Here is a 19087-nt window from a genome sequence, read left to right as displayed (position 1 = left end):
ATTGGGTCGCGATAATAGACGTCACGCTGTGAGGGTCCAGCTTTGAATCACCAAAAAGTCAGATTGGGCGCGGGCCTGTATTTTGTTGCCACTCCGATCGGGACGGCACGCGACATTACGCTCAGGGCGCTGGACGTTCTGGCCTCGGCGGATGTGATCGCCGCCGAAGACACCCGGAGCCTGCGCCGGTTGATGGAGATTCACGGCGTCCCGCTGGAAGGGCGCCGCATCCTGGCCTATCACGATCACAGCGGCGCGGGTGCGCGTGGAAAGATTCTGGATGCGCTGGCCGAGGGAAAATCGGTGGCTTACGCGTCCGAGGCCGGAATGCCCCTGATTGCCGATCCGGGCTATGATCTGGGGCGGCAAGCGGCTGAGGCCGGGCATGTGGTGACTTGCGCGCCGGGCCCTTCGGCGGCTTTGATGGCGCTGACTTTGGCGGGTTTGCCGACAGACGCATTCTTTTTCGCGGGCTTTTTGCCAAATGCTTCGGGTGCACGTCGAACTCGGATTGAAGCCCTGCGCGACATCCCCGGCACGCTCGTGTTTTACGAATCGCCCAAACGTGTCGCGGCCTGCCTGTCCGATCTGGTCGAGGTGCTGGGCCCCGACCGCCCGGCGGCCCTGTGCCGCGAATTGACCAAGAAATTCGAAGAGGTTCGGCGCGGGACCTTGGCAGAGCTGGCGGAGGCCCTGCAGGATGAGACTGTCAAAGGTGAGATTGTCCTGCTTGTGGACCGTGGGCATTCGGAAACTGTTAATGAATTGGACGTAGAAGAGGCGTTGAAGAAAGCCTTGGAAACCCATTCAGTTCGGGATGCGGCGGATCTGGTGTCAGAGATGTACAAGCTGCCGCGCCGCCCGATCTATCAAAAGGCGCTGAAACTGGGAAAGGGATGATATGGCTGCACGATCTGCCCGAAGTTCGGTTTCCTATCACGCCGGGCAAGCGGCCGAACAGCAGGTTGCCTCCCATTACGAACGGCTTGGATACTCAGTCGCGCAGCGGCGCTGGCGCGGCCCTGGGGGTGAGATTGACCTGATTGCGCGGAACGCTGATGGGGTCGTGTTCATCGAGGTCAAGAAAAGCAAAAGTTTTGAGGCCGCAGCCGCCCGGATCAGCCGCCGTCAGATGGATCGCATCTATGCGTCTGCCTCTCAGTTTCTGGAAACGGAACCCAACGGGCAATTGACCAATGCCCGTTTCGATGCGGCACTGGTGGATGGGACGGGTGCGGTTCAAATCATCGAAAACGCCTTTGATCAGGGCTGACACCCATTGAACCCATGGCCGCGCTGGGCCATGTATCTGGCGTGAAATTGAGGGACACGCCATGAAAATCGCCTTTCAGATGGACCCGATCGGGGCCGTGGATATCAATGCAGACAGCTCGTTCCGTCTGGCCGAAGAGGCGCAGGCGCGTGGGCATTCGCTGTTTTTCTACAGCCCCGACCAGTTGGCCTATCAAGAGGGTCGGATCACCGCGCGGGGCCATGATATGGCAGTGCAGCGCATCGCAGGTAACCCGGCGGAACTGGGCCCCGAGCGTGAGGTTGATCTGGCCGATTTCGACGTGATCTGGCTGCGGCAGGACCCGCCGTTCGATATGCACTATATCACCTCGACCCACCTGCTGGATCGCCTGAAGGGTAAGGCATTGGTGGTCAACGACCCGTTCTGGGTGCGCAATTATCCCGAAAAACTGCTGGTTCTGGATTTCCCTGACCTGACGCCTCCGACCACGATTGCGCGGGATTTGCAGACCATCAAGGCGTTCAAGGAAAAACACCAGGATGTCATTCTCAAGCCGCTTTACGGCAATGGTGGGGCCGGTGTGTTCCGGCTGGATGCCAATGACCGCAACCTGACCTCGCTGCACGAGCTGTTCACCGGGTTCTCGCGCGAGCCTTTGATCGTGCAGAAATTCCTGCCCGACGTCAGCAATGGCGACAAACGTGTAATTCTTGTGGACGGAGAACCCGTCGGCGCCATCAACCGCGTGCCTGCGGCAGGTGAGACACGCTCGAACATGCATGTGGGCGGTCGTCCAGAAAAAATCGGCCTATCCGAGCGTGATCTTGAGATTTGCGCGGCGATTGGCCCCTTGCTGAAGGAAAAAGGCCAGATTTTCGTCGGCATCGACGTGATCGGGGACTATCTGACCGAGATCAACGTGACCTCGCCCACCGGCATTCAGGAACTTGAACGGTTCGACGGTGTGAACATCGCCGAAAAAATCTGGCAGGCGATTGAGGCCAAGCTTTAAGACGCGACCTTGGCGCTGATGCGAAAGCTCAGCGCCTCGGCCACGTGCGGGCGGCGGACATCCGGCGCGCCTTCCAGATCGGCAATCGTGCGGGCCACGCGCAGAATGCGATGAAAGGCGCGGGCGGACAGGCCGAAGCGTTCGGCGGCTTTCAACAGCAGTTCTTTACCCTCGGCGTCCGGGGCGGCGATTTCTTCCAGAACCTTGCCCTCAACATCGGCGTTTTGCCGCGTGGACGTGCCCGCGAAACGGTCGGCCTGAATGGCGCGTGCGGCGTTGACCCGCGCGGCCACGGTGGCCGAACTGTCGCCCGAGGGCGGCAGATCAAGATCGGTGAAGCCCACCGGAGGCACCTCAATCCGCAGGTCAAATCGATCCATCAGCGGGCCTGAGATGCGCCCCAGATAATCCTCACCGCATACCGGCGCGCGGGAACAGGCACGGGCGGGGTCGGTCAGGTATCCGCATTTGCAGGGGTTGGCGGCGGCCACCAGCATGAAACGGCAGGGGTATTTCACATGGGCGTTGGCGCGGGCGACCATCACCTCGCCGGTTTCAATCGGCTGGCGCAGGGTTTCCAGCACGGTGCGGGGGAATTCTGGGAATTCGTCCATGAACAACACGCCGTTATGGGCCAGCGAGATCTCACCCGGTTTAGCCCCTTTGCCACCCCCAACGATAGCGGCCATCGAGGCCGTGTGATGCGGTTCACGAAACGGGCGGGTACGGCTGATACCGCCTTCGTCCAGCAATCCGCACAAGGACTGGATCATCGAGGTTTCCAATGCCTCAACCGGGGTGAGCGGCGGCAGGATGCCGGGCAGGCGGGCGGCCAGCATCGATTTGCCCGACCCCGGTGTGCCGATCATGATCAGGTGGTGACGCCCGGCGGCAGCAATTTCCAGCGCGCGTTTGGCCCGTTCCTGCCCCTTCACGTCGCGCAGATCGCGCGCGCTGGGCGCAAGGCTGACTTCGCCGGGCTGGGCGGCGGGCAAGGGGGACTGGCCCGAGAAATGGCGCACCACATCCCCCAGTGACCCTGCGCCGATCACTTGGGTGGCGTCGACCCAGGCTGCCTCGGCGCTGGAGGCTTTGGGGCACAGCAGCGTCCGATCCTCGGCCGCGGCGGTCATGGCGGCAGGCAGGGCGCCCACGACCGGCACCAACGATCCGTCCAGCGACAGCTCGCCCAGTGATACGGCCCCTTCGGCGGCGTCCGGTGGAATGATCTCCAGCGCCGACAGCAACGCGACGGCGATGGGCAGGTCGAAATGGCTGCCCTCTTTCGGCAGGTCGGCAGGGGACAGGTTGATGGTAATGCGCTTGGATGGCAAGGCGATGGCCATCGCGCTGAGTGCGCTGCGCACCCGGTCGCGGGCTTCGGACACGGCCTTGTCGGGCAGGCCGACGATGGAAAAGGCGGGCAGGCCCGGCGAGACGGCGCATTGCACCTCAACCGGGCGGGCATCGACGCCTTGGAACGCAACAGTGTGAGAGCGGGAGACCATGAACGACCTTTTTGGTTAACAGGTCGTTGCTGCCACGGCGGCGGTTTAGGAATCGTTAACGGAAGTCACCATTGCAGTGAATTTTGGCCATGCGCCCGGGTCAGCAACGGTTTTGTCGCGACAGAACGGGTTGCAAAAGCCCCAGATGCGGCCGTCCAGCTCAAGAAAATCCGTCACGGGTTTCGCAGAATAAGGGCAGCTGTCATTGACCGACGGCCCCTGATCCACCGCGCGCGCGGCAGGGGCCCCGATGGGCCATGCCTGCGTGGGCAGATCGAGCGGATAGGGAAAGGGATCATAGGCAACGGTCAATCCCATCGCCCGCCATTGCCTGACGGAGATGTCCGCAAGCAACTCAAGGCAATAGGCGCGGTTTGCGTCTGAGACTGGCAAACCGTACCCGATGATCCGCGCGGCAACCGGGGTGTAGAACACATCCGCCAGAGAATAGTCTCCGAAAAGCGGCCCGGTCTTTGCGCCGGATACCGCCCGCGCATGGGCCCAGAGGGTTTCGATCCGTTCCAGATCGGTCAATGTGTCCTGGGACGGCTCAAACCCCTCCCAGCACTGCATCAACTGCATCGGGCATTCGCTGCGCAACGCGGTGAACCCGGCCGCCATCTCGGCGCAGAGCCACCGGGCGGTTGCGCGGGCGGCGGGGCCCCTGGGCCAAAGCCCGGCCTCCGGGTGGCGCTCGGCCAGCGTTTCCGCCATGGCAAGGCTTTCGCCTACAACCGTGCCATCGGGCAGGCGCAGGGCTGGCACAAGGCGGGCAGGGGCGAGAGGTTTCATGTCCTCGGCCATGGTGCCGGAATAGAGGCCGATCATATGGCTTCGATAAGGCAGGCCGAACTTTTCCAGCATCAGCCATCCGCGCATGGACCAGCTGGAAAACAGGCGGTCCCCGATAAACAGATCATAGGTCATGCCGGTACGATGGCGCGGCGGCAGCGATCCGTAAATCAGTGATTTGTGCGGGGTGCGATCACGGACAGTGATTGATCTGCCCCACGGACCATCGATCGCCGTGATGGGTGATATCCGTGACCGACAGGTTGTCGATCCGGTGGCTGAACGCTTCGTGCGCGGTGACATCAAGGGCGCGTTGAACCTGCGTCAGGATCACGCCGAAATGGGCGACGATGACCAGATCGCGCCCGGTATGTGCGGCGATCAGGTGATCCACGACGGTATCGACGCGGGCGCGCACCTCGTTCCAGCTTTCACCTTTGGGCGGGCGCACATCGCCGGGATTGTCCCAATAGGCAAAGGCAAGCTCGGGGTCTTCGGCCTCAATCTCTTTGAAACCGCGTAATTCCCAGGTGCCAAAGTGGATCTCGCGCAGGTCCTGGTGATGGGGTAGGCGTTGGCGCGTACCCTGTATCGCTGACGCCGTTTCCGCCGCGCGGGACAGGTCGGACGAGATCACCAGCGCGTCGGCCGGAAGATGATCGTGCAGCCGTGCGATGGCGGCCTTGTCGCTGAGGTCGGCGGGCAGATCGGACCAGCCGACCATGGTTTTGGCGTGCGTCGGCCCGTGGCGGACAAGATGCAGGCGGGTCATGGCAACTGCCCTTTCAGCACCAGCGGCAACCCGGCAGTGACCTGCACGGCCAGATCGGCCTGCGCCGCCAGCGCGATGTTCAGCCGGCCCTGCGCCTCGCGAAACCGGCGCGACAGGGCGTTATCGGGGACGATCCCATGCCCGACCTCGTTCGAGACGATGACAACCGGCGCGCGGCAATCGCGCAGCGCCTGCAGCAATTCGGCCTGAACTTGTTCCAGATCGTTTTCGGCCAGCAGATGATTGGTCAACCACATGGTCGCGCAATCGATCAGGCAGATATGGTCCGGGGTCAGATCGGACAGCACCGGGCCAAGATCGAACGGAGCCTCAACCGTGTGCCAGCCCGCGCCGCGCTGGATCACGTGGCGTTGAACCTTATTGCGCATCTCATCATCAAACACTTGTGATGTCGCAAGATAAGTTCGGATTTTCCCTGATGAAACAACGATTTGCTCGGCGAATGCCGACTTGCCCGAGGCTGCTCCACCCAGCACAAAGGTTAAATCCGGGTCCACTATTCTTACCTTTCAAGTGATCCACACCGTTTTGCTCTGCGTATCGACCCTAGGTCGGTGAGGCAAGCCCGGCCAGCGGCTGTGAAAAGGGAGATTTCAATGGCACTGGATAATGCGAACGATTTCTCGATGTCCCGGCAAGCGATGAAGGCCGAACTGCTGGACGCGGAGACCGAACTGAAACTCGCCTATGCGTGGCGCGATGAACGCGATGAACAGGCCCTGCACCGGCTGATCACGGCCTATATGCGCCTTGCGATTTCCATGGCGGCCAAGTTCAAGCGCTATGGCGCGCCCATGAATGATCTGATCCAAGAGGCTGGGCTGGGCCTGATGAAAGCCGCTGATAAGTTTGACCCCGACCGTGGCGTGCGCTTTTCGACATACGCCGTGTGGTGGATCAAGGCCAGCATTCAGGACTACGTGATGCGCAACTGGTCGATGGTGCGCACCGGATCGACCTCTTCCCAGAAATCCCTGTTCTTCAACATGCGCCGTGTTCAGGCCCGGCTGGAGCGCGAAGCCGCGACCGAGGGGATGGACCTGGACCGCCACCAGTTGCACCAGATGATCGCCGCCGAAATCGGAGTACCCCTGCGCGATGTCGAGATGATGGAGGGGCGGCTTTCCGGCTCTGATTTCTCGCTGAACGCAGTGCAGTCCGCTGACGAGGACGGGCGTGAGTGGATCGACGCGCTTGAGGATGACCGCGAACAGGCCGCCGAGGCTGTCGAAAACAGCCATGACACCGAACAGCTGCGCGACTGGCTGGTGACGGCCATGCAATCCCTAAATGATCGCGAACGTTTCATCGTGCGCGAACGCAAGCTGCGCGAACCGGCGCGAACCCTTGAAAGTCTGGGTCAGGAACTGGGCCTGTCCAAGGAACGTGTGCGCCAGCTTGAGGCGGCAGCCTTCGGAAAGATGCGCAAGAACCTTGAAGCCCAATCGCGCGAGGTGCAACACTTCATCGCATGAAACAGTTTGCGATTCTGCTGTTTGCACTTGCGGTTACGGCCCTCCCTGCTTGGGCCGATGACCGGATACCTGAAAACATCCTGTCCGGGATGACCGCTGCCGATGTGGTGATCCTGGGCGAGATTCACGACAACCCTCAACACCACGTCATTCAGGCCGAGGCGCTGAAGGCGATTCAGCCCTCTGCCGTTGTGTGGGAAATGGTGACCGAGGAAGGCGCTCAGCGTTTGGCCGACAAGGCGGTCTCAAACCCCGAGGAATTGGCGCGTATTCTGGAGTGGATTGAATCGGGATGGCCCCCGCTCAGCATGTATTACCCGGTTTTTCAGGCGTCTGATGCGCCGGTTTATGGGGCCATGGTGCCCCGCGCGGCTGCGCGAACTGCGATGGAGCGTGGTGCTGCGACCGCATTAGGGGCGGATGCCGCGCGGTATGGGTTGACTGTTCCGCTGCCCACTGACGAACAGGTCGCGCGCGAGGCGGATCAGATGGCTGCGCATTGCGATGCTCTGCCGCAATCGGCGCTGCCGCAGATGGTGGCGATACAACGTCTGCGTGACGCTGTGCTGACCCGTTCAATACTGCGCGCGATCGAGGAAACCGGCGGCCCGGTGGCTGTCATCACGGGCAACGGCCATGCGCGTAAGGACCGGGGCATTCCGACCTTTCTGTCGCGCTTGCGTCCGGGGCTGAAAGTGTTCGTTCTGGGCCAGTCCGAGGAGGGCCTGATCGAAGGTGAGTTTGATGCGATCCTCGACAGCCCGGGTGTTGAGCGCGAAGATCCGTGTCTGGCGTTTCAGTCGCAGAATTAACTGCTGGAACTGAACGGCCCGCTTGCATAATGTCGGGGCCGGTCGGGACAGGAAGGGCTTATCATGCTGGCATCCAAACGCATTCTGCTGATCATCGGCGGTGGCATTGCGGCCTATAAGTCGCTGGACCTGATCCGCCGCCTGCGGGAACGCGGTGCGTCCGTGACCCCTGTTCTGACCCGCGCGGCCGAGGAGTTCGTGACACCCCTGTCGGTGTCTGCATTGGCCGGAGAGAAGGTCTATCGTGATCTCTTCGACCTGACGGATGAGGCCGAGATGGGCCATATCCAGCTGTCGCGTTCCGCCGATCTGATCGTTGTCGCCCCGGCTACGGCTGATCTGATGGGCAAGATGGCTGGCGGGCTGGCCAATGATCTTGCCTCGACCCTGCTGATGGCGACCGATACGCCGGTGCTGTGTGCGCCCGCTATGAACGTGCGGATGTGGGATCACCCGGCAACGCAGCGCAATCTGGCGCAGTTGCAGGCGGATGGCATCCGGTTTGTTGGCCCGAACGAAGGCGACATGGCCTGCGGTGAATACGGCCCCGGGCGCATGTCGGAACCGTTGGAGATTGTCGCAGCGGTTGAGGCGGAATTGGGCGATGGGCCGTTATCCGGCAAGCGCGTGCTTGTCACCTCGGGGCCGACGCATGAACCCATCGACCCGGTCCGCTATATCGCCAACCGCTCCTCGGGCGCGCAGGGCGCGGCGGTGGCGCGAGCGCTGGCGACGCTTGGGGCCGAGGTTGTGTTTGTCACCGGCCCTGCGGATGTGCCGCCCCCGCCGGGTGTGCAGGTTGTGCACGTGGAAACCGCGCAGCAGATGTCGGATGCGGTGGATGCCGCTCTGCCCGTTGATGCAGGGGTGTTTGCGGCGGCGGTTGCCGATTGGCGGGTGTCCAGTGCCTCGGACAAAAAGCTGAAGAAAAGCCGCGATGGGTTGCCCACGCTGGAATTTGCCGAAAACCCCGACATTCTGAAGCGGGTCTCGCATATGGAGGCAGGCCGCCCTGCGCTGGTTGTCGGCTTTGCGGCCGAGACGGACGACGTGATCGAACATGCCACCGCCAAGCGGGGCCGCAAAGGATGCGACTGGATCGTGGCCAATGATGTCAGCCCGGATACCGGGATCATGGGTGGATCGGAAAACGCGGTCATCCTGATCTCGGACGCGGGGGCCGAGGAATGGCCGCGCATGGGCAAGGACGACGTCGCGCAGCGTCTGGCGGGCCGGATCGCTGACGCGCTGACCCAATAAACAAGAGGAACCGCAATGGTAGCTATTCGTGTGATCCGAGAGGAAGGGTCTGATCCGTCAATCCCCTTGCCATCCTATGAAACCGAGGGCGCGGCAGGCGCGGATGTGCGGGCGAACCTGCCGGACGGGGCCTCGGTCATGTTAGAGCCCGGCCAACGCGCGCTGGTGCCCACGGGCCTGCGTATCGAAATCCCGCAAGGGTATGAGGTGCAGGTGCGCCCCCGTTCAGGTCTGGCGCTGAAACACGGTATCACACTGCCCAATACGCCGGGCACGATTGACAGCGACTATCGCGGGCCGTTGGGGGTGATTGTTCTGAATGCGGGGCAAGAGGCGTTCGAGGTCACCCATGGCGAACGCATCGCCCAGTTGATCGTCGCCCCGGTGGTGCAGGCCACGTTCGAGGCCGCCGAAACCCTTAGCGACACGGAACGCGGTGCGGGTGGGTTCGGCTCGACCGGGCGCGGCTGATGCTGCTGGTCCTGATCCTGGCGGCGGGCCTTTGGGCGGTTGGGTACGTGGCTGGCGTATCACGAATGGCCCGGGCGACCTCGGTCGGGGTTCTGGTGTTGGGCGTGATCACGGCGCAGTTGGTTCTGCCGGATGGGAACCCGTTGCGTGAGGCAACCGGCGGCTCGGCAGCGCCCTGGCTGATATTGGGTGGCCTCGCCATTCTGGTTCTGGTTTACGGGAACGTGCTGAAACGTCTGCGCAACCGCGCCACCCCTGCCGAACCCGAGGATTCCGCCATGCCGTCTGACCAATTCTCAGAGACCGAACTGGAACGCTATGCCCGCCACATCGTGCTGCGCGAGCTGGGCGGGCCGGGGCAGAAAAAGATGAAACAGGCCCGCGTGCTGGTGATCGGCGCTGGAGGGCTTGGGGCACCTGCGTTGCAATACCTTGCGGCGGCAGGCGTCGGTACAATCGGCGTGATCGATGATGATGAGGTCGAGAACGCCAACCTGCAACGTCAGGTCATCCACCGTGATGCGGATATCGGGATGCCCAAGGTGTTCTCGGCGCAGCAGGCGATGCAGGCTCAGAACCCTAACGTGACGGTGCTGCCCTACCACCGACGCCTGACCGATGAGATCGCCGCAGACCTGTTTGCCGATTTCGACCTGATCCTCGATGGCACTGACAATTTCGACACCCGCTATCTGGCCAACCGTACAGCCGTGGCGCTGGGCAAGCCGCTGATCTCGGGCGCACTGTCGCAATGGGAAGGGCAACTAAGCGTCTTTGACCCGGCCAGTGACGCGCCGTGCTATCAGTGCATCTTCCCCGAGGCCCCGGCCCCCGGTCTGGCCCCGTCCTGCGCCGAGGCGGGGGTGATAGGCCCGCTGCCCGGTGTGGTGGGGTCGATGATGGCGGTTGAGGCGATCAAGGTGATCACCGATGCCGGTCAGGCGCTGCGCGGTGAGATGCTGATTTACGACGCGCTGTATGGCGAAAGCCGCAAGATTTCCCTGTCGCGCCGCGCCGATTGTCCGATTTGTGGCACGGGCGCGTAGCGCTGCACTGGATCATCCGGCCTGTCGTTCCTAACTCTGTGGTCAAAGGAGACTTCTATGACCAATCCGATCCTGTCCGACTGGACCACGCCGTTCGAAATCGCACCTTTTGCCGACATCGCGGATGATGATTTCTCGCCCGCTCTGGATCAGGCAATGGCGGCCCATAACGCGCAGATCGATGCGATTGCCGGGAACCCGGACGCGCCTACCTTTGCCAACACCATTGAGGCGCTAGAGGCCGCGGGTGAGCAGATGGACAAGGTCCTGTCGGTGTTTTTCACCGTGGCCGGGGCCGATAGCAATCCAGCGCGCGAGGCATTGCAGCGAGATTTCTCGCCCAAACTCTCGGCGCATTTTTCGGGTATTTCGTCGAACAAAGCTCTGTTTCAACGTGTGGCTGACCTGTGGGCCCGCAGGGACGATTTGAACCTGACCGATGAACAGGCGCGGGTTCTGATGCTATCCCATCGGGGTTTCGTGCGCGCAGGCGCGGCGCTGACCGGCGACGCAGACGCGCGAATGCAGGAAATCAAGGCGCGGCTGGCCTCATTGGGGACGTCCTTTACCCAGAACCTGCTGGCGGATGAGCGGGATTGGTTCATGGAGCTGTCCGAGGATGATCTGGAAGGTCTGCCCGATTTCGTCGTGGATGCCGCCCGTGCCGCCGGTCAGGAAAAGGGCGCAGACGGCCCGGTTGTGACCCTGTCACGGTCGATCATTGTGCCGTTCCTGCAATTCTCGCCCCGCCGTGATCTGCGCGAGACGGCGTATAAGGCGTGGACCGCACGCGGCGCCAATGGGGGTGAGACGGATAACCGTGAGATCGCCGCCGAAATTCTGGCGCTGCGCGAGGAACGGGCCAAGCTGTTGGGCTATGACAGTTTTGCCGATTACAAGCTGGAAACCGAAATGGCCCGTACGCCCGACAAGGTGCACGACCTGCTGATGCAGGTGTGGGAGCCCGCCAAGGCCCGCGCGGATGCGGATGCCGACATTCTGACACAGATGATGCAGGCGGATGGGGTCAATGGCCCTCTGGCCGCGTGGGATTGGCGCTATTACGCTGAGAAACGCCGCAAGGCCGAGCATGATCTGGATGAGGCCGCGTTGAAGCCCTACCTGCAACTGGACCGGATGATCGAGGCCTCTTTTGCCTGCGCCAACCGCCTGTTCGGGTTGGAGTTCGCACCACTGGATGTGCCGCTCTACCATCCCGATTGTCGCGCGTGGGAGGTCACGCGCAGCGGCCAGCATATCGCGGTTTTCATCGGCGATTATTTCGCGCGCGGGTCAAAACGATCCGGTGCGTGGTGCAGCGCGATGCGGGGGCAGGCGAAATTCCCAAAACCGCAGGCTCCGATCGTGATCAATGTCTGCAATTTCGCCAAGGGCGATCCGGCGCTGTTGTCTTATGATGATGCGCGGACGCTGTTCCATGAGTTCGGCCACGCGCTGCACCAGATGCTGTCGAATGTGACCTATGAAAGCATCTCGGGCACGTCCGTGGCGCGGGACTTCGTTGAACTGCCCAGCCAGCTTTATGAACACTGGCTGGAGGTGCCCGAGGTTCTGTCTGAATTCGCGACCCATGCCGACACCGGCGAGGCGATGCCCCAAGAGATGCTTGAGAAAGTGCTGAAGGCCGCCAATTTCGATCAGGGCTTTCAGACGGTGGAATATGTCGCCTCGGCGCTGGTCGATCTGGCGTTCCATGATGGCGACGCCCCGGCGGACCCGATGGCCAAACAGGCCGAGGTTCTGGCCGGTATCGGTATGCCAGCAGCCATCGGGATGCGCCATGCGACACCGCATTTCGCGCATGTGTTTGCGGGCGACGGCTATAGCTCGGGCTATTACAGCTATATGTGGTCCGAAGTCATGGATGCCGACGCCTTTGCCGCCTTTGAAGAGGCGGGCGGTGCTTTTGATCCCGAACGCGCCAAGGCGCTGGAGGAAAACATCCTGTCCACCGGCGGCTCGCGTGAGGCCGAAGACCTGTATCTGGCCTTCCGGGGCCGCTTGCCGGGTGTTGAGGCGCTGTTGAAAGGGCGCGGCCTGATCGCTGCTTAGTAGCCCAGATCGCGATTGACGAGGTGCAGGAAGGGTTCGCCTTCCTCGCCCCGGCGGATGTTCTCGCAAATCACCTGCGCGGCTGTCACGGGCCGGGTTTCCGAGGCGATATGCGGCGTCACGGTCACATTCGGATGCGCCCAATAGGGGTGATCCGCAGGCAGCGGCTCGACCCGAAACACGTCCAGCGTGGCATGACCGACCTGACCGCTGTTCAACGCGGCCAGAAAGGCGTCATCGTCGATCAATGGCCCACGGCCCGGGTTGATGATACGGGCCCCTTGGGGCAGCAGGGCCAGAGTGTCCGCGTTCAGAATGCTCTCGGTGGCCGGAGTGTCCGGCAGCAGCAAAACCACGATCTCGGCGCGGGACAGGGCGGTGCGCAGCCCCTCGGCCCCGTGCAGGCAGGTGATGCCGGGAATGTCCTTGGCGCTGCGGCTCCAACCGGTGACGTTGAAGTTCAGGGCTTTCAGCGTGCGGGCGGCAGCCTCGCCCAGTTTGCCTAATCCCAAAACACACACCTCTCGCTCTGACGCTAGCGGTGGCGCGACAGGGGCCCAGGTGCCGTCCTGAATGGTGATGTGCTGATCCATACCCAGGTGATAACGCAGCACGTGGCCGACCACCCATTCGGTCATACCCTGCGTCAGACCGTGATCGACCATCCGCGCCAGTGGCACGGTCAGCGTTTCGTTGCCCGATATGGTCTCAACCCCCGCCCACAGGCTGAGGACGGCCTTGAGTCTTGTGTAGGGGGTGAAATCCAGCAAGCCCCCATTGGGCGCATAGACCACATAGTCGACCTGATCCGGCGCGATGTCCGTGCTGAGGTGAAAATCCAGTCCCAAGCCGGTCAGGTCTTTGGACAACAGCGGCTGGTACACGGGCCAAAGCTGGGGGCGCGCGGAAAACAGGATGTTCACGGACATTCAGGGCCTTTCCGGTCAACGGGGGCGGTGGATATGGGCGCTTTGGACGATGCCGAACGCAGCCATCAAAACCAGCATGGCCGAGCCGCCATAGCTGACCATCGGCAAGGGCACACCCACCACCGGGGCAAGGCCCATCACCATCGACATGTTGACCGCAAAGAACAGGAAAAAGTTCAGCGCGATGCCAAGCGTCACCAGCGACGAGAACCTGTCCTTGGTCGACAGCGCGGTGACCAGACAGAAGATCAGGATCAGGCCATACAGGGTCAGCAGGGTGATGCCGCCGACAAAGCCGAACTCTTCGGCCAGTGTGGTAAAGATGAAATCGGTGTGTTTTTCGGGCAGGAAATTCAGGCGCGATTGGGTGCCCTGCATAAAGCCCCGCCCGTTCCAGCCCCCTGATCCCAGCGCGATCTTGGATTGGGTGATGTGATACCCCGCCCCCAGCGGGTCGGTCGATGGATCAAGAAAAGTATCGATCCGGCGGAACTGATAATCCTTGAGCAGCTGCCACTCGGTCCCGCGACTGTTGAACACAGTGGCGATCAGGCCAACAACGGCGGCGATGACGGCTGCGAAATAGGCCCAGTGAACACCGGCCAGAAACATCAACCCTCCGCCCGCCGTCAGCAGCAGGATCGAAGTGCCCAGATCGGGTTGTTTCAGAACCAGCGCAGTGGGGATGAGGATCAGCGCAACCGGGATCAGCACCCATAGCGGGCGCGAGGTTTTGTGCGAGGGCAGCCAATCGTAATAGGCGGCGAGCACCATCACCAGCGCGACCTTCATCACCTCGGACGGTTGCAGGCGCATGAACCCAAGATCGATCCAGCGCTGGGCGCCCATTCCAATTGTGCCGAACAGTTCAACGAAAATCAGCAACACGATTGAGCCGAGATAAGCCAGCACGGACATGTTTCGCCAAAACCAGATGGGCACCAGCGCAATGATGAACATCACCGTCAGGCCCAGCCCGAACCTCTCCAGTTGCGGTTCGGCCCATGGCATCCACGATCCACCGGCAACTGAAAAGAGCATCAGGAAACCGGCGCTGGCCACACTGATCAGCAACAGAGTCAGCGGCCAGTTCATATAGAGGAATTTGCGAAACCCCGAAGGCGTGGATTTGACGGTATACTCAAGATAGCTCATGCGCGGTCCTTTTCGGACGGGCGCGCTTTGGGGCGGCGGTCACCTTCCAGCTTTTTTTGCTGTTCCTTGATGCGGTCGCGGTCGGCAACCGGATAGGCTTCAAGCGGGGGCGTGCCGTTATAGAGCGCCTGCAGCATGATATCGCGTGCGATAGGCGCCGCCGCCTTGGACCCGCCACCGCCATGTTCGACCACGACGGCAATCGCGTATTTGGGATTGTCATAGGGGGCAAAGCTGACAAACAGCGCGTGGTCGCGGCGTTCCCAGGGCAGGTCTTCGTTGCGGATCACGCCCGCTGCGCGCTCGGCCTTGGTGATGTTGCGCACCTGGCTGGTGCCGGTTTTGCCCGCCATGCGGAAATCATCGGCGATGATGCGGCTGCGATAGGCGGTGCCCCGGCGGTCGTTCGACACCGACCACATGGCTTGGCGCACCTGTTCCAGATTGTTGTGGTTCACCGCCAGTTTTTCGCCCGCGCCCGAGGGCTGTTCCACCCCGTTCACAGACCGCACCAGGCGTGGTGACACCGCACGCCCGGTGGCAATGCGTGCGGTCATCACGGCCAGTTGCAGCGGTGAGGCCAGCATGAAACCCTGCCCGATCGAGGCGTTGGCCGTATCGCCCACCAGCCAGTCCTGACCGTGCACGCGCTGTTTCCATTCCTGATTGGGGGCCAGCCCGGCAGCGACGGCCGACATGGGGATGTCATGTTTGGCACCCAGACCGAAGGTCCGCGCCATGTCCGAGATTTTGTCGATCCCCACCCGCAGGGCCACGTCGTAGTAATACACATCGCAGCTGCGCTTGAGCGAGGTTTCCAGATCGACCGTCCCATGCCCGCCTCGCTTCCAGCAGTGGAAACGGCGGCTCCCGACCTTGAGGTGACCGGGGCAATAAACCGTGCTTGAGGGCGCAATCACCCCGGCCTCAAGCGCGGCCATGGCGGTGATCATCTTGAACGTGGATCCGGGCGGATAGGTGCCCTGCACTGTTTTGTTCGCCAGTGGACGGTATTTGTCATTTGTCAGCGTGCGGTAGTCAGCGACCGAGATGCCGCGTACGAACAGGTTCGGGTCAAAGCTGGGGGCTGAACTGATGGCGCTGATGTCGCCTGTCTCGCAGTCGATCACCACGGCGGCGGCGCTTTCCCCGGCCAACCGGGCCTGTGCGTATTGTTGCAAATCGGCATCGACCGACAGTTGCAGATCGGCCCCGGCGGTGCCTTCCTGCCGGTCCAACTCGCGCATCACGCGGCCTGTGGCGTTGACCTCAACCCGTTTGGCCCCGGCCTTGCCGCGCAGGCTGATCTCTTGCTTGGCCTCAAGGCCCACCTTTCCGATCTGAAAGCGCGGAATGCGCAGAACCGGTTCGGGGTCTTCGATCTGGCTGAGGTCATAATCGCTGACCGGGCCGACATAGCCCACCACATGGGCAAAGTCTTCGTATCTTGGATATTGCCGCGTTTGCCCGACCTCGGGGATCACCCCGGGCAGGGCAGGGGCGTTGACGGCAACCTTCGAGATGTCCTCCCACGTGACCTGATCAGCCAGCGTGACCGGCAGGAACGGGGCCGAGCGGCGCATCTCGGTCTTGGCGCGCTCAATCTCGTCATCGGTCAGGGGGATCAGGTCAGACAGTTTGGCGATCACCTCGTCCACATCGCCCGCATCCTCACGCACCATGACGATCCGGTATGAGGGTGAGTTCTGGCCGATGATCTGACCGTTCCGGTCATAAATCCGGCCCCGGGTCGGCGGGATCAACCGGATGTTGATCCGGTTTTCCTCGGCCAGCAGGCGATATTCGTCGGCCTGATCGACCTGCATGAACCGCATTCGGGCAGCCAGCCCCCCGATGAAGGCGGCCTGCAACCCACCTAGAATCAAGGCGCGGCGTGGCAGCCGTTTATAGGCCAGGCCCTGAGATTTGGGTTTGCGCTGTTTCATCCGCGTGCCCCTATCGTGCCCGTTTCAGCGACCGATACGCGCCGCACTCCGAACGCGCTCTGACTGAGCAGAACGATCAGAGGATAAACTGCGATTGTCAGAACCACTTGTATCACAACGGGCCCCAAAGCTGCTTGTTGCACGGACAGAATAGCAAGAATAACGCGATTCAGCATAAAAACAGCTGTGATGACCACAGCAACGGTCGACCACTCGCCCGCGAACCCCATATCGCGCATGCCAAACGCGGCGGAGCGCAGATAAGCCGCGCCCATGACAACCAGCGCGGCAAGCAGACCCGGCGGGCGCTGCAGCAACAAATCCGCCATCAGCATCACGGCAGCAATCAGCAGGGTCGGGACGAACTCGGGCCGCCGCAGAACCCAGGCAAAGGTCAGCGCAATCAGCAGATCCGGAAAGGGCCAGCGATCCGGTTGCGTATCCAGTGGCAGCAGGTGCAGAAACAGGATCAAAGCGGCCAGAAACACATACAGGCCGCGCTTGGACCACAACTGCGATGTCTGGCTATCCATCCCCCACCTCCACCGGCGGCAGCGCGGCAGCGGGTCGGGTCGGCCCGACAATCGAACCGGGATCTTCAATGCGGGGCGCGGATTGGAACCGTAGCACGCGCAGGAACTCCAGCCGTTCGAAATCGGCCGACAGCCGGACGCGCAAACGCCCGCCGGGGTCAGCCGTGATCTGGCCGATCAACAGCCCGCCGGGAAACACCCCGCCATCGCCCGAGGTGACAACACGGTCGCCGGGGCGGACCAGCTCACGATTTTCCAGAAACTCAACAGCGGGCGAGGGGGTGTTGTCGCCGGTAATCAGCGCGGTTTGTCCCGATGGCTGGATGGTCGCCGGGATCGCGCTTGAGGCATCGGTCATCAGGATCACCCGTGCCGTATCCGGCCCCACGCCCGAGATGCGCCCGACCACGCCGATACCATCCATCGTGGCCCAACCATCCATGATCCCGTCACGCTCACCCACATTCAGCAGAACCGACTGCCGGAAGGGTGAGCCGCTATCGGCCATCACAACTCCGGTGATGTAGGTCAGGCGCGGGTCAAGCCGCACATTGTTGAGGTCCAGCAGGCGGGCGTTTTCCTGTTCCAACTGCAACGCGGCCTCTTTCCAGGCGCGCATCAGGCGCAGTTCGCTGCGCAACTCCTGGTTCTGTTCGCTGAGGCGTTGGTAGCTTTGGAAATCGCGGGCCAGATTGACCACAGCAGTGACCGGCACCATGGCCCATTCCATCGAGGGCACGACCCGGTCCACCACCTGTGCGCGGAACCGTTCCACGCGCGGACTGTCGATGCGCCAGACCAGAAAGATGGCCAGCAGGCACAATACCACGATCCCCAGCAACAGTCGGCGCAAGGGGGTTGTGTATTCGTCGCGCTGTGATCGGTCCTTTGCCACAGGTTACCTTCCCGTGCTGCTCATGCCCGAGTTTTTGCCCTTAAAGGGTGCGCGCCTTAGCTTTCGTAGTCAATCGCGTGGCGCAGTTGTTTTTCATATTCAAGCGCCTTGCCGGTTCCCAAAGCCACACAATTCAGGCTTTCATCGGCAATCGACACGGCCAGACCGGTCTGTTCGCGCAGCGCAAGATCCAGATCGCCCAGCAGCGCACCGCCCCCCGTCAGCATCACGCCCCGGTCCACGATGTCTGCGGCCAGATCGGGCGGCGTGGTTTCCAGCGCGGTCATCACCGCCTCGCAAATCTGCTGGACGGGCTCGGACAGGGCCTCGGCGACTTGCGCCTGGCTGATCTCGATTTCCTTGGGCACGCCGTTCAACAGGTCACGGCCCCGGATATGCATCGACTGGCCCCGGCCATCATCAGGCATCCGTGCGGTGCCGATGGTGGTCTTGATGCGTTCGGCGGTGGATTCACCCACCAGCAGGTTCTGCTGACGGCGCAGGTACGAGATAATGGCCTCATCCATCCGGTCACCACCCACACGGACCGAGCGGGCGTAAACGATGTCGCCCAGCGACAGAACCGCGACTTCGGTCGTACCGCCGCCGATATCGACGACCATGTTGCCGGTCGGATCGGTGATCGGCATGCCGGCCCCGATGGCGGCTGCAATCGGTTCCGCAATCAGGCCGGCGCGGCGGGCGCCTGCGGACAGAACCGATTGACGGATCGCGCGTTTCTCAACCGGGGTCGCGCCGTGAGGCACACAGACAATGATCTTCGGCTTAGAGAAGGTCGAGCGTTTGTGCACCTTGCGGATAAAGTGCTTGATCATTTCTTCGGCAGTGTCGAAGTCCGCAATGACACCTTCGCGCATCGGTCGGATCGCCTCGATCGAGCCGGGGGTCCGGCCCAGCATCAGCTTTGCATCCTCGCCCACGGCCAGAACTTTTTTCACGCCGTCCTTGACGTGATAGGCCACCACCGAGGGTTCCGACAGGATCACACCGCGCCCTTTGACATAAACCAACGTGTTCGCTGTCCCAAGGTCGATAGCCATGTCCGCCGTGAACAGGCCGCCCAGATTGCCAAAGATTCCCATGTTTTCACTGATCCCGTTCGTCAGAATTT

General features: G+C 62.1%; 19 protein-coding genes. 9 read left to right on the top strand and 10 right to left on the bottom strand.

Annotation, left to right across the window (positions count from 1 at the left end; genetic code table 11):
* The first annotated feature begins 42 nt into the window (after positions 1–42).
* From rsmI to gshB, 3 genes are all read left to right on the top strand, one after another.
* Positions 43–900, top strand: coding sequence for a 16S rRNA (cytidine(1402)-2'-O)-methyltransferase (gene rsmI, locus ACR0J5_RS16745; protein ID WP_480655375.1), 858 nt, complete (start codon positions 43–45; stop codon positions 898–900).
* Between the two features lies 1 nt (position 901).
* Positions 902–1273 (top strand): YraN family protein, encoded by a 372-nt coding sequence (locus tag ACR0J5_RS16740; protein WP_480655373.1) that lies wholly within the window; start codon positions 902–904, stop codon positions 1271–1273.
* A 61-nt stretch (positions 1274–1334) separates the two neighbouring features.
* Positions 1335–2267, top strand: a complete 933-nt coding sequence (gene gshB, locus ACR0J5_RS16735; RefSeq protein ID WP_480655371.1) for a glutathione synthase — start codon at positions 1335–1337, stop codon at positions 2265–2267.
* On the opposite strand, the gene ACR0J5_RS16730 is transcribed toward gshB, so the two are convergent.
* From ACR0J5_RS16730 to cobU, 4 genes are read right to left on the bottom strand one after another with little or no spacing between them, the layout of a single operon-like run.
* Positions 2264–3775: a YifB family Mg chelatase-like AAA ATPase gene (locus tag ACR0J5_RS16730; RefSeq protein ID WP_480655370.1), complete on the bottom strand. Its 1512-nt coding sequence runs from the start codon at positions 3773–3775 to the stop codon at positions 2264–2266. The two genes, gshB and ACR0J5_RS16730, sit on opposite strands and share 4 nt — an antisense overlap.
* A gap of 45 nt (positions 3776–3820) precedes the next feature.
* Complete coding sequence (locus ACR0J5_RS16725) at positions 3821–4702, bottom strand: glutathione S-transferase (protein ID WP_480655368.1); 882 nt, start codon at positions 4700–4702, stop codon at positions 3821–3823.
* 58 nt (positions 4703–4760) lie between these two features.
* The gene (locus ACR0J5_RS16720; protein WP_480655367.1) at positions 4761–5339 is read right to left on the bottom strand and encodes a histidine phosphatase family protein; all 579 of its coding nucleotides are present in this window, start codon (positions 5337–5339) and stop codon (positions 4761–4763) included.
* The gene (gene cobU, locus ACR0J5_RS16715) at positions 5336–5857 is read right to left on the bottom strand and encodes a bifunctional adenosylcobinamide kinase/adenosylcobinamide-phosphate guanylyltransferase (RefSeq protein WP_480655365.1); all 522 of its coding nucleotides are present in this window, start codon (positions 5855–5857) and stop codon (positions 5336–5338) included. The genes ACR0J5_RS16720 and cobU overlap by 4 nt, the downstream gene beginning before the upstream one ends.
* Positions 5858–5956: 99 nt before the next feature.
* Between cobU and ACR0J5_RS16710 the strand changes: the two genes are divergently transcribed.
* The 6 genes from ACR0J5_RS16710 (at position 5957) to ACR0J5_RS16685 (ending at position 12497) form a co-directional block, all read left to right on the top strand.
* Positions 5957–6835, top strand: coding sequence for an RNA polymerase factor sigma-32 (locus ACR0J5_RS16710; protein WP_480655363.1), 879 nt, complete (start codon positions 5957–5959; stop codon positions 6833–6835).
* Positions 6832–7647, top strand: a complete 816-nt coding sequence (locus ACR0J5_RS16705) for a ChaN family lipoprotein (protein ID WP_480655361.1) — start codon at positions 6832–6834, stop codon at positions 7645–7647. Before ACR0J5_RS16710 ends, ACR0J5_RS16705 begins: the two co-directional genes overlap by 4 nt.
* A gap of 63 nt (positions 7648–7710) precedes the next feature.
* The gene (gene coaBC, locus ACR0J5_RS16700; RefSeq protein WP_480655359.1) at positions 7711–8907 is read left to right on the top strand and encodes a bifunctional phosphopantothenoylcysteine decarboxylase/phosphopantothenate--cysteine ligase CoaBC; all 1197 of its coding nucleotides are present in this window, start codon (positions 7711–7713) and stop codon (positions 8905–8907) included.
* Positions 8908–8922: 15 nt separating this feature from the next.
* Positions 8923–9378, top strand: a complete 456-nt coding sequence (gene dut, locus ACR0J5_RS16695; protein ID WP_480655357.1) for a dUTP diphosphatase — start codon at positions 8923–8925, stop codon at positions 9376–9378.
* Positions 9378–10424: a HesA/MoeB/ThiF family protein gene (locus ACR0J5_RS16690; protein ID WP_480655355.1), complete on the top strand. Its 1047-nt coding sequence runs from the start codon at positions 9378–9380 to the stop codon at positions 10422–10424. The genes dut and ACR0J5_RS16690 overlap by 1 nt, the downstream gene beginning before the upstream one ends.
* 57 nt (positions 10425–10481) lie before the next feature.
* Positions 10482–12497 carry a M3 family metallopeptidase gene (locus ACR0J5_RS16685; protein ID WP_480655353.1) on the top strand — a complete coding sequence of 672 codons (2016 nt, stop codon included), beginning with the start codon at positions 10482–10484 and terminating at the stop codon, positions 12495–12497.
* Here ACR0J5_RS16685 and ACR0J5_RS16680 read toward each other — a convergent pair.
* The 6 genes from ACR0J5_RS16680 to ACR0J5_RS16655 are packed head-to-tail and all read right to left on the bottom strand — an operon-like array spanning position 12494 to position 19058.
* The gene (locus tag ACR0J5_RS16680) at positions 12494–13426 is read right to left on the bottom strand and encodes a 2-hydroxyacid dehydrogenase (RefSeq protein ID WP_480655351.1); all 933 of its coding nucleotides are present in this window, start codon (positions 13424–13426) and stop codon (positions 12494–12496) included. The two genes, ACR0J5_RS16685 and ACR0J5_RS16680, sit on opposite strands and share 4 nt — an antisense overlap.
* 15 nt (positions 13427–13441) lie before the next feature.
* A complete protein-coding gene (gene rodA / locus ACR0J5_RS16675; protein WP_480655350.1) occupies positions 13442–14581 on the bottom strand; it encodes a rod shape-determining protein RodA in 1140 nt (379 codons plus the stop codon).
* Positions 14578–16527: a penicillin-binding protein 2 gene (gene mrdA, locus ACR0J5_RS16670; protein ID WP_480655348.1), complete on the bottom strand. Its 1950-nt coding sequence runs from the start codon at positions 16525–16527 to the stop codon at positions 14578–14580. The genes rodA and mrdA overlap by 4 nt, the downstream gene beginning before the upstream one ends.
* Complete coding sequence (locus ACR0J5_RS16665) at positions 16524–17060, bottom strand: rod shape-determining protein MreD (RefSeq protein WP_480655346.1); 537 nt, start codon at positions 17058–17060, stop codon at positions 16524–16526. The genes mrdA and ACR0J5_RS16665 overlap by 4 nt, the downstream gene beginning before the upstream one ends.
* Complete coding sequence (mreC, locus tag ACR0J5_RS16660) at positions 17053–17955, bottom strand: rod shape-determining protein MreC (RefSeq protein ID WP_480655344.1); 903 nt, start codon at positions 17953–17955, stop codon at positions 17053–17055. Before mreC ends, ACR0J5_RS16665 begins: the two co-directional genes overlap by 8 nt.
* Positions 17956–18011: 56 nt before the next feature.
* A complete protein-coding gene (locus ACR0J5_RS16655) occupies positions 18012–19058 on the bottom strand; it encodes a rod shape-determining protein (protein WP_039523195.1) in 1047 nt (348 codons plus the stop codon).
* Positions 19059–19087: the final 29 nt, after the last annotated feature.

The sequence above is a fragment of the Ruegeria sp. BE1 genome (assembly GCF_056538885.1).
This window is presented reverse-complemented; position numbering and strand designations above follow the sequence as displayed.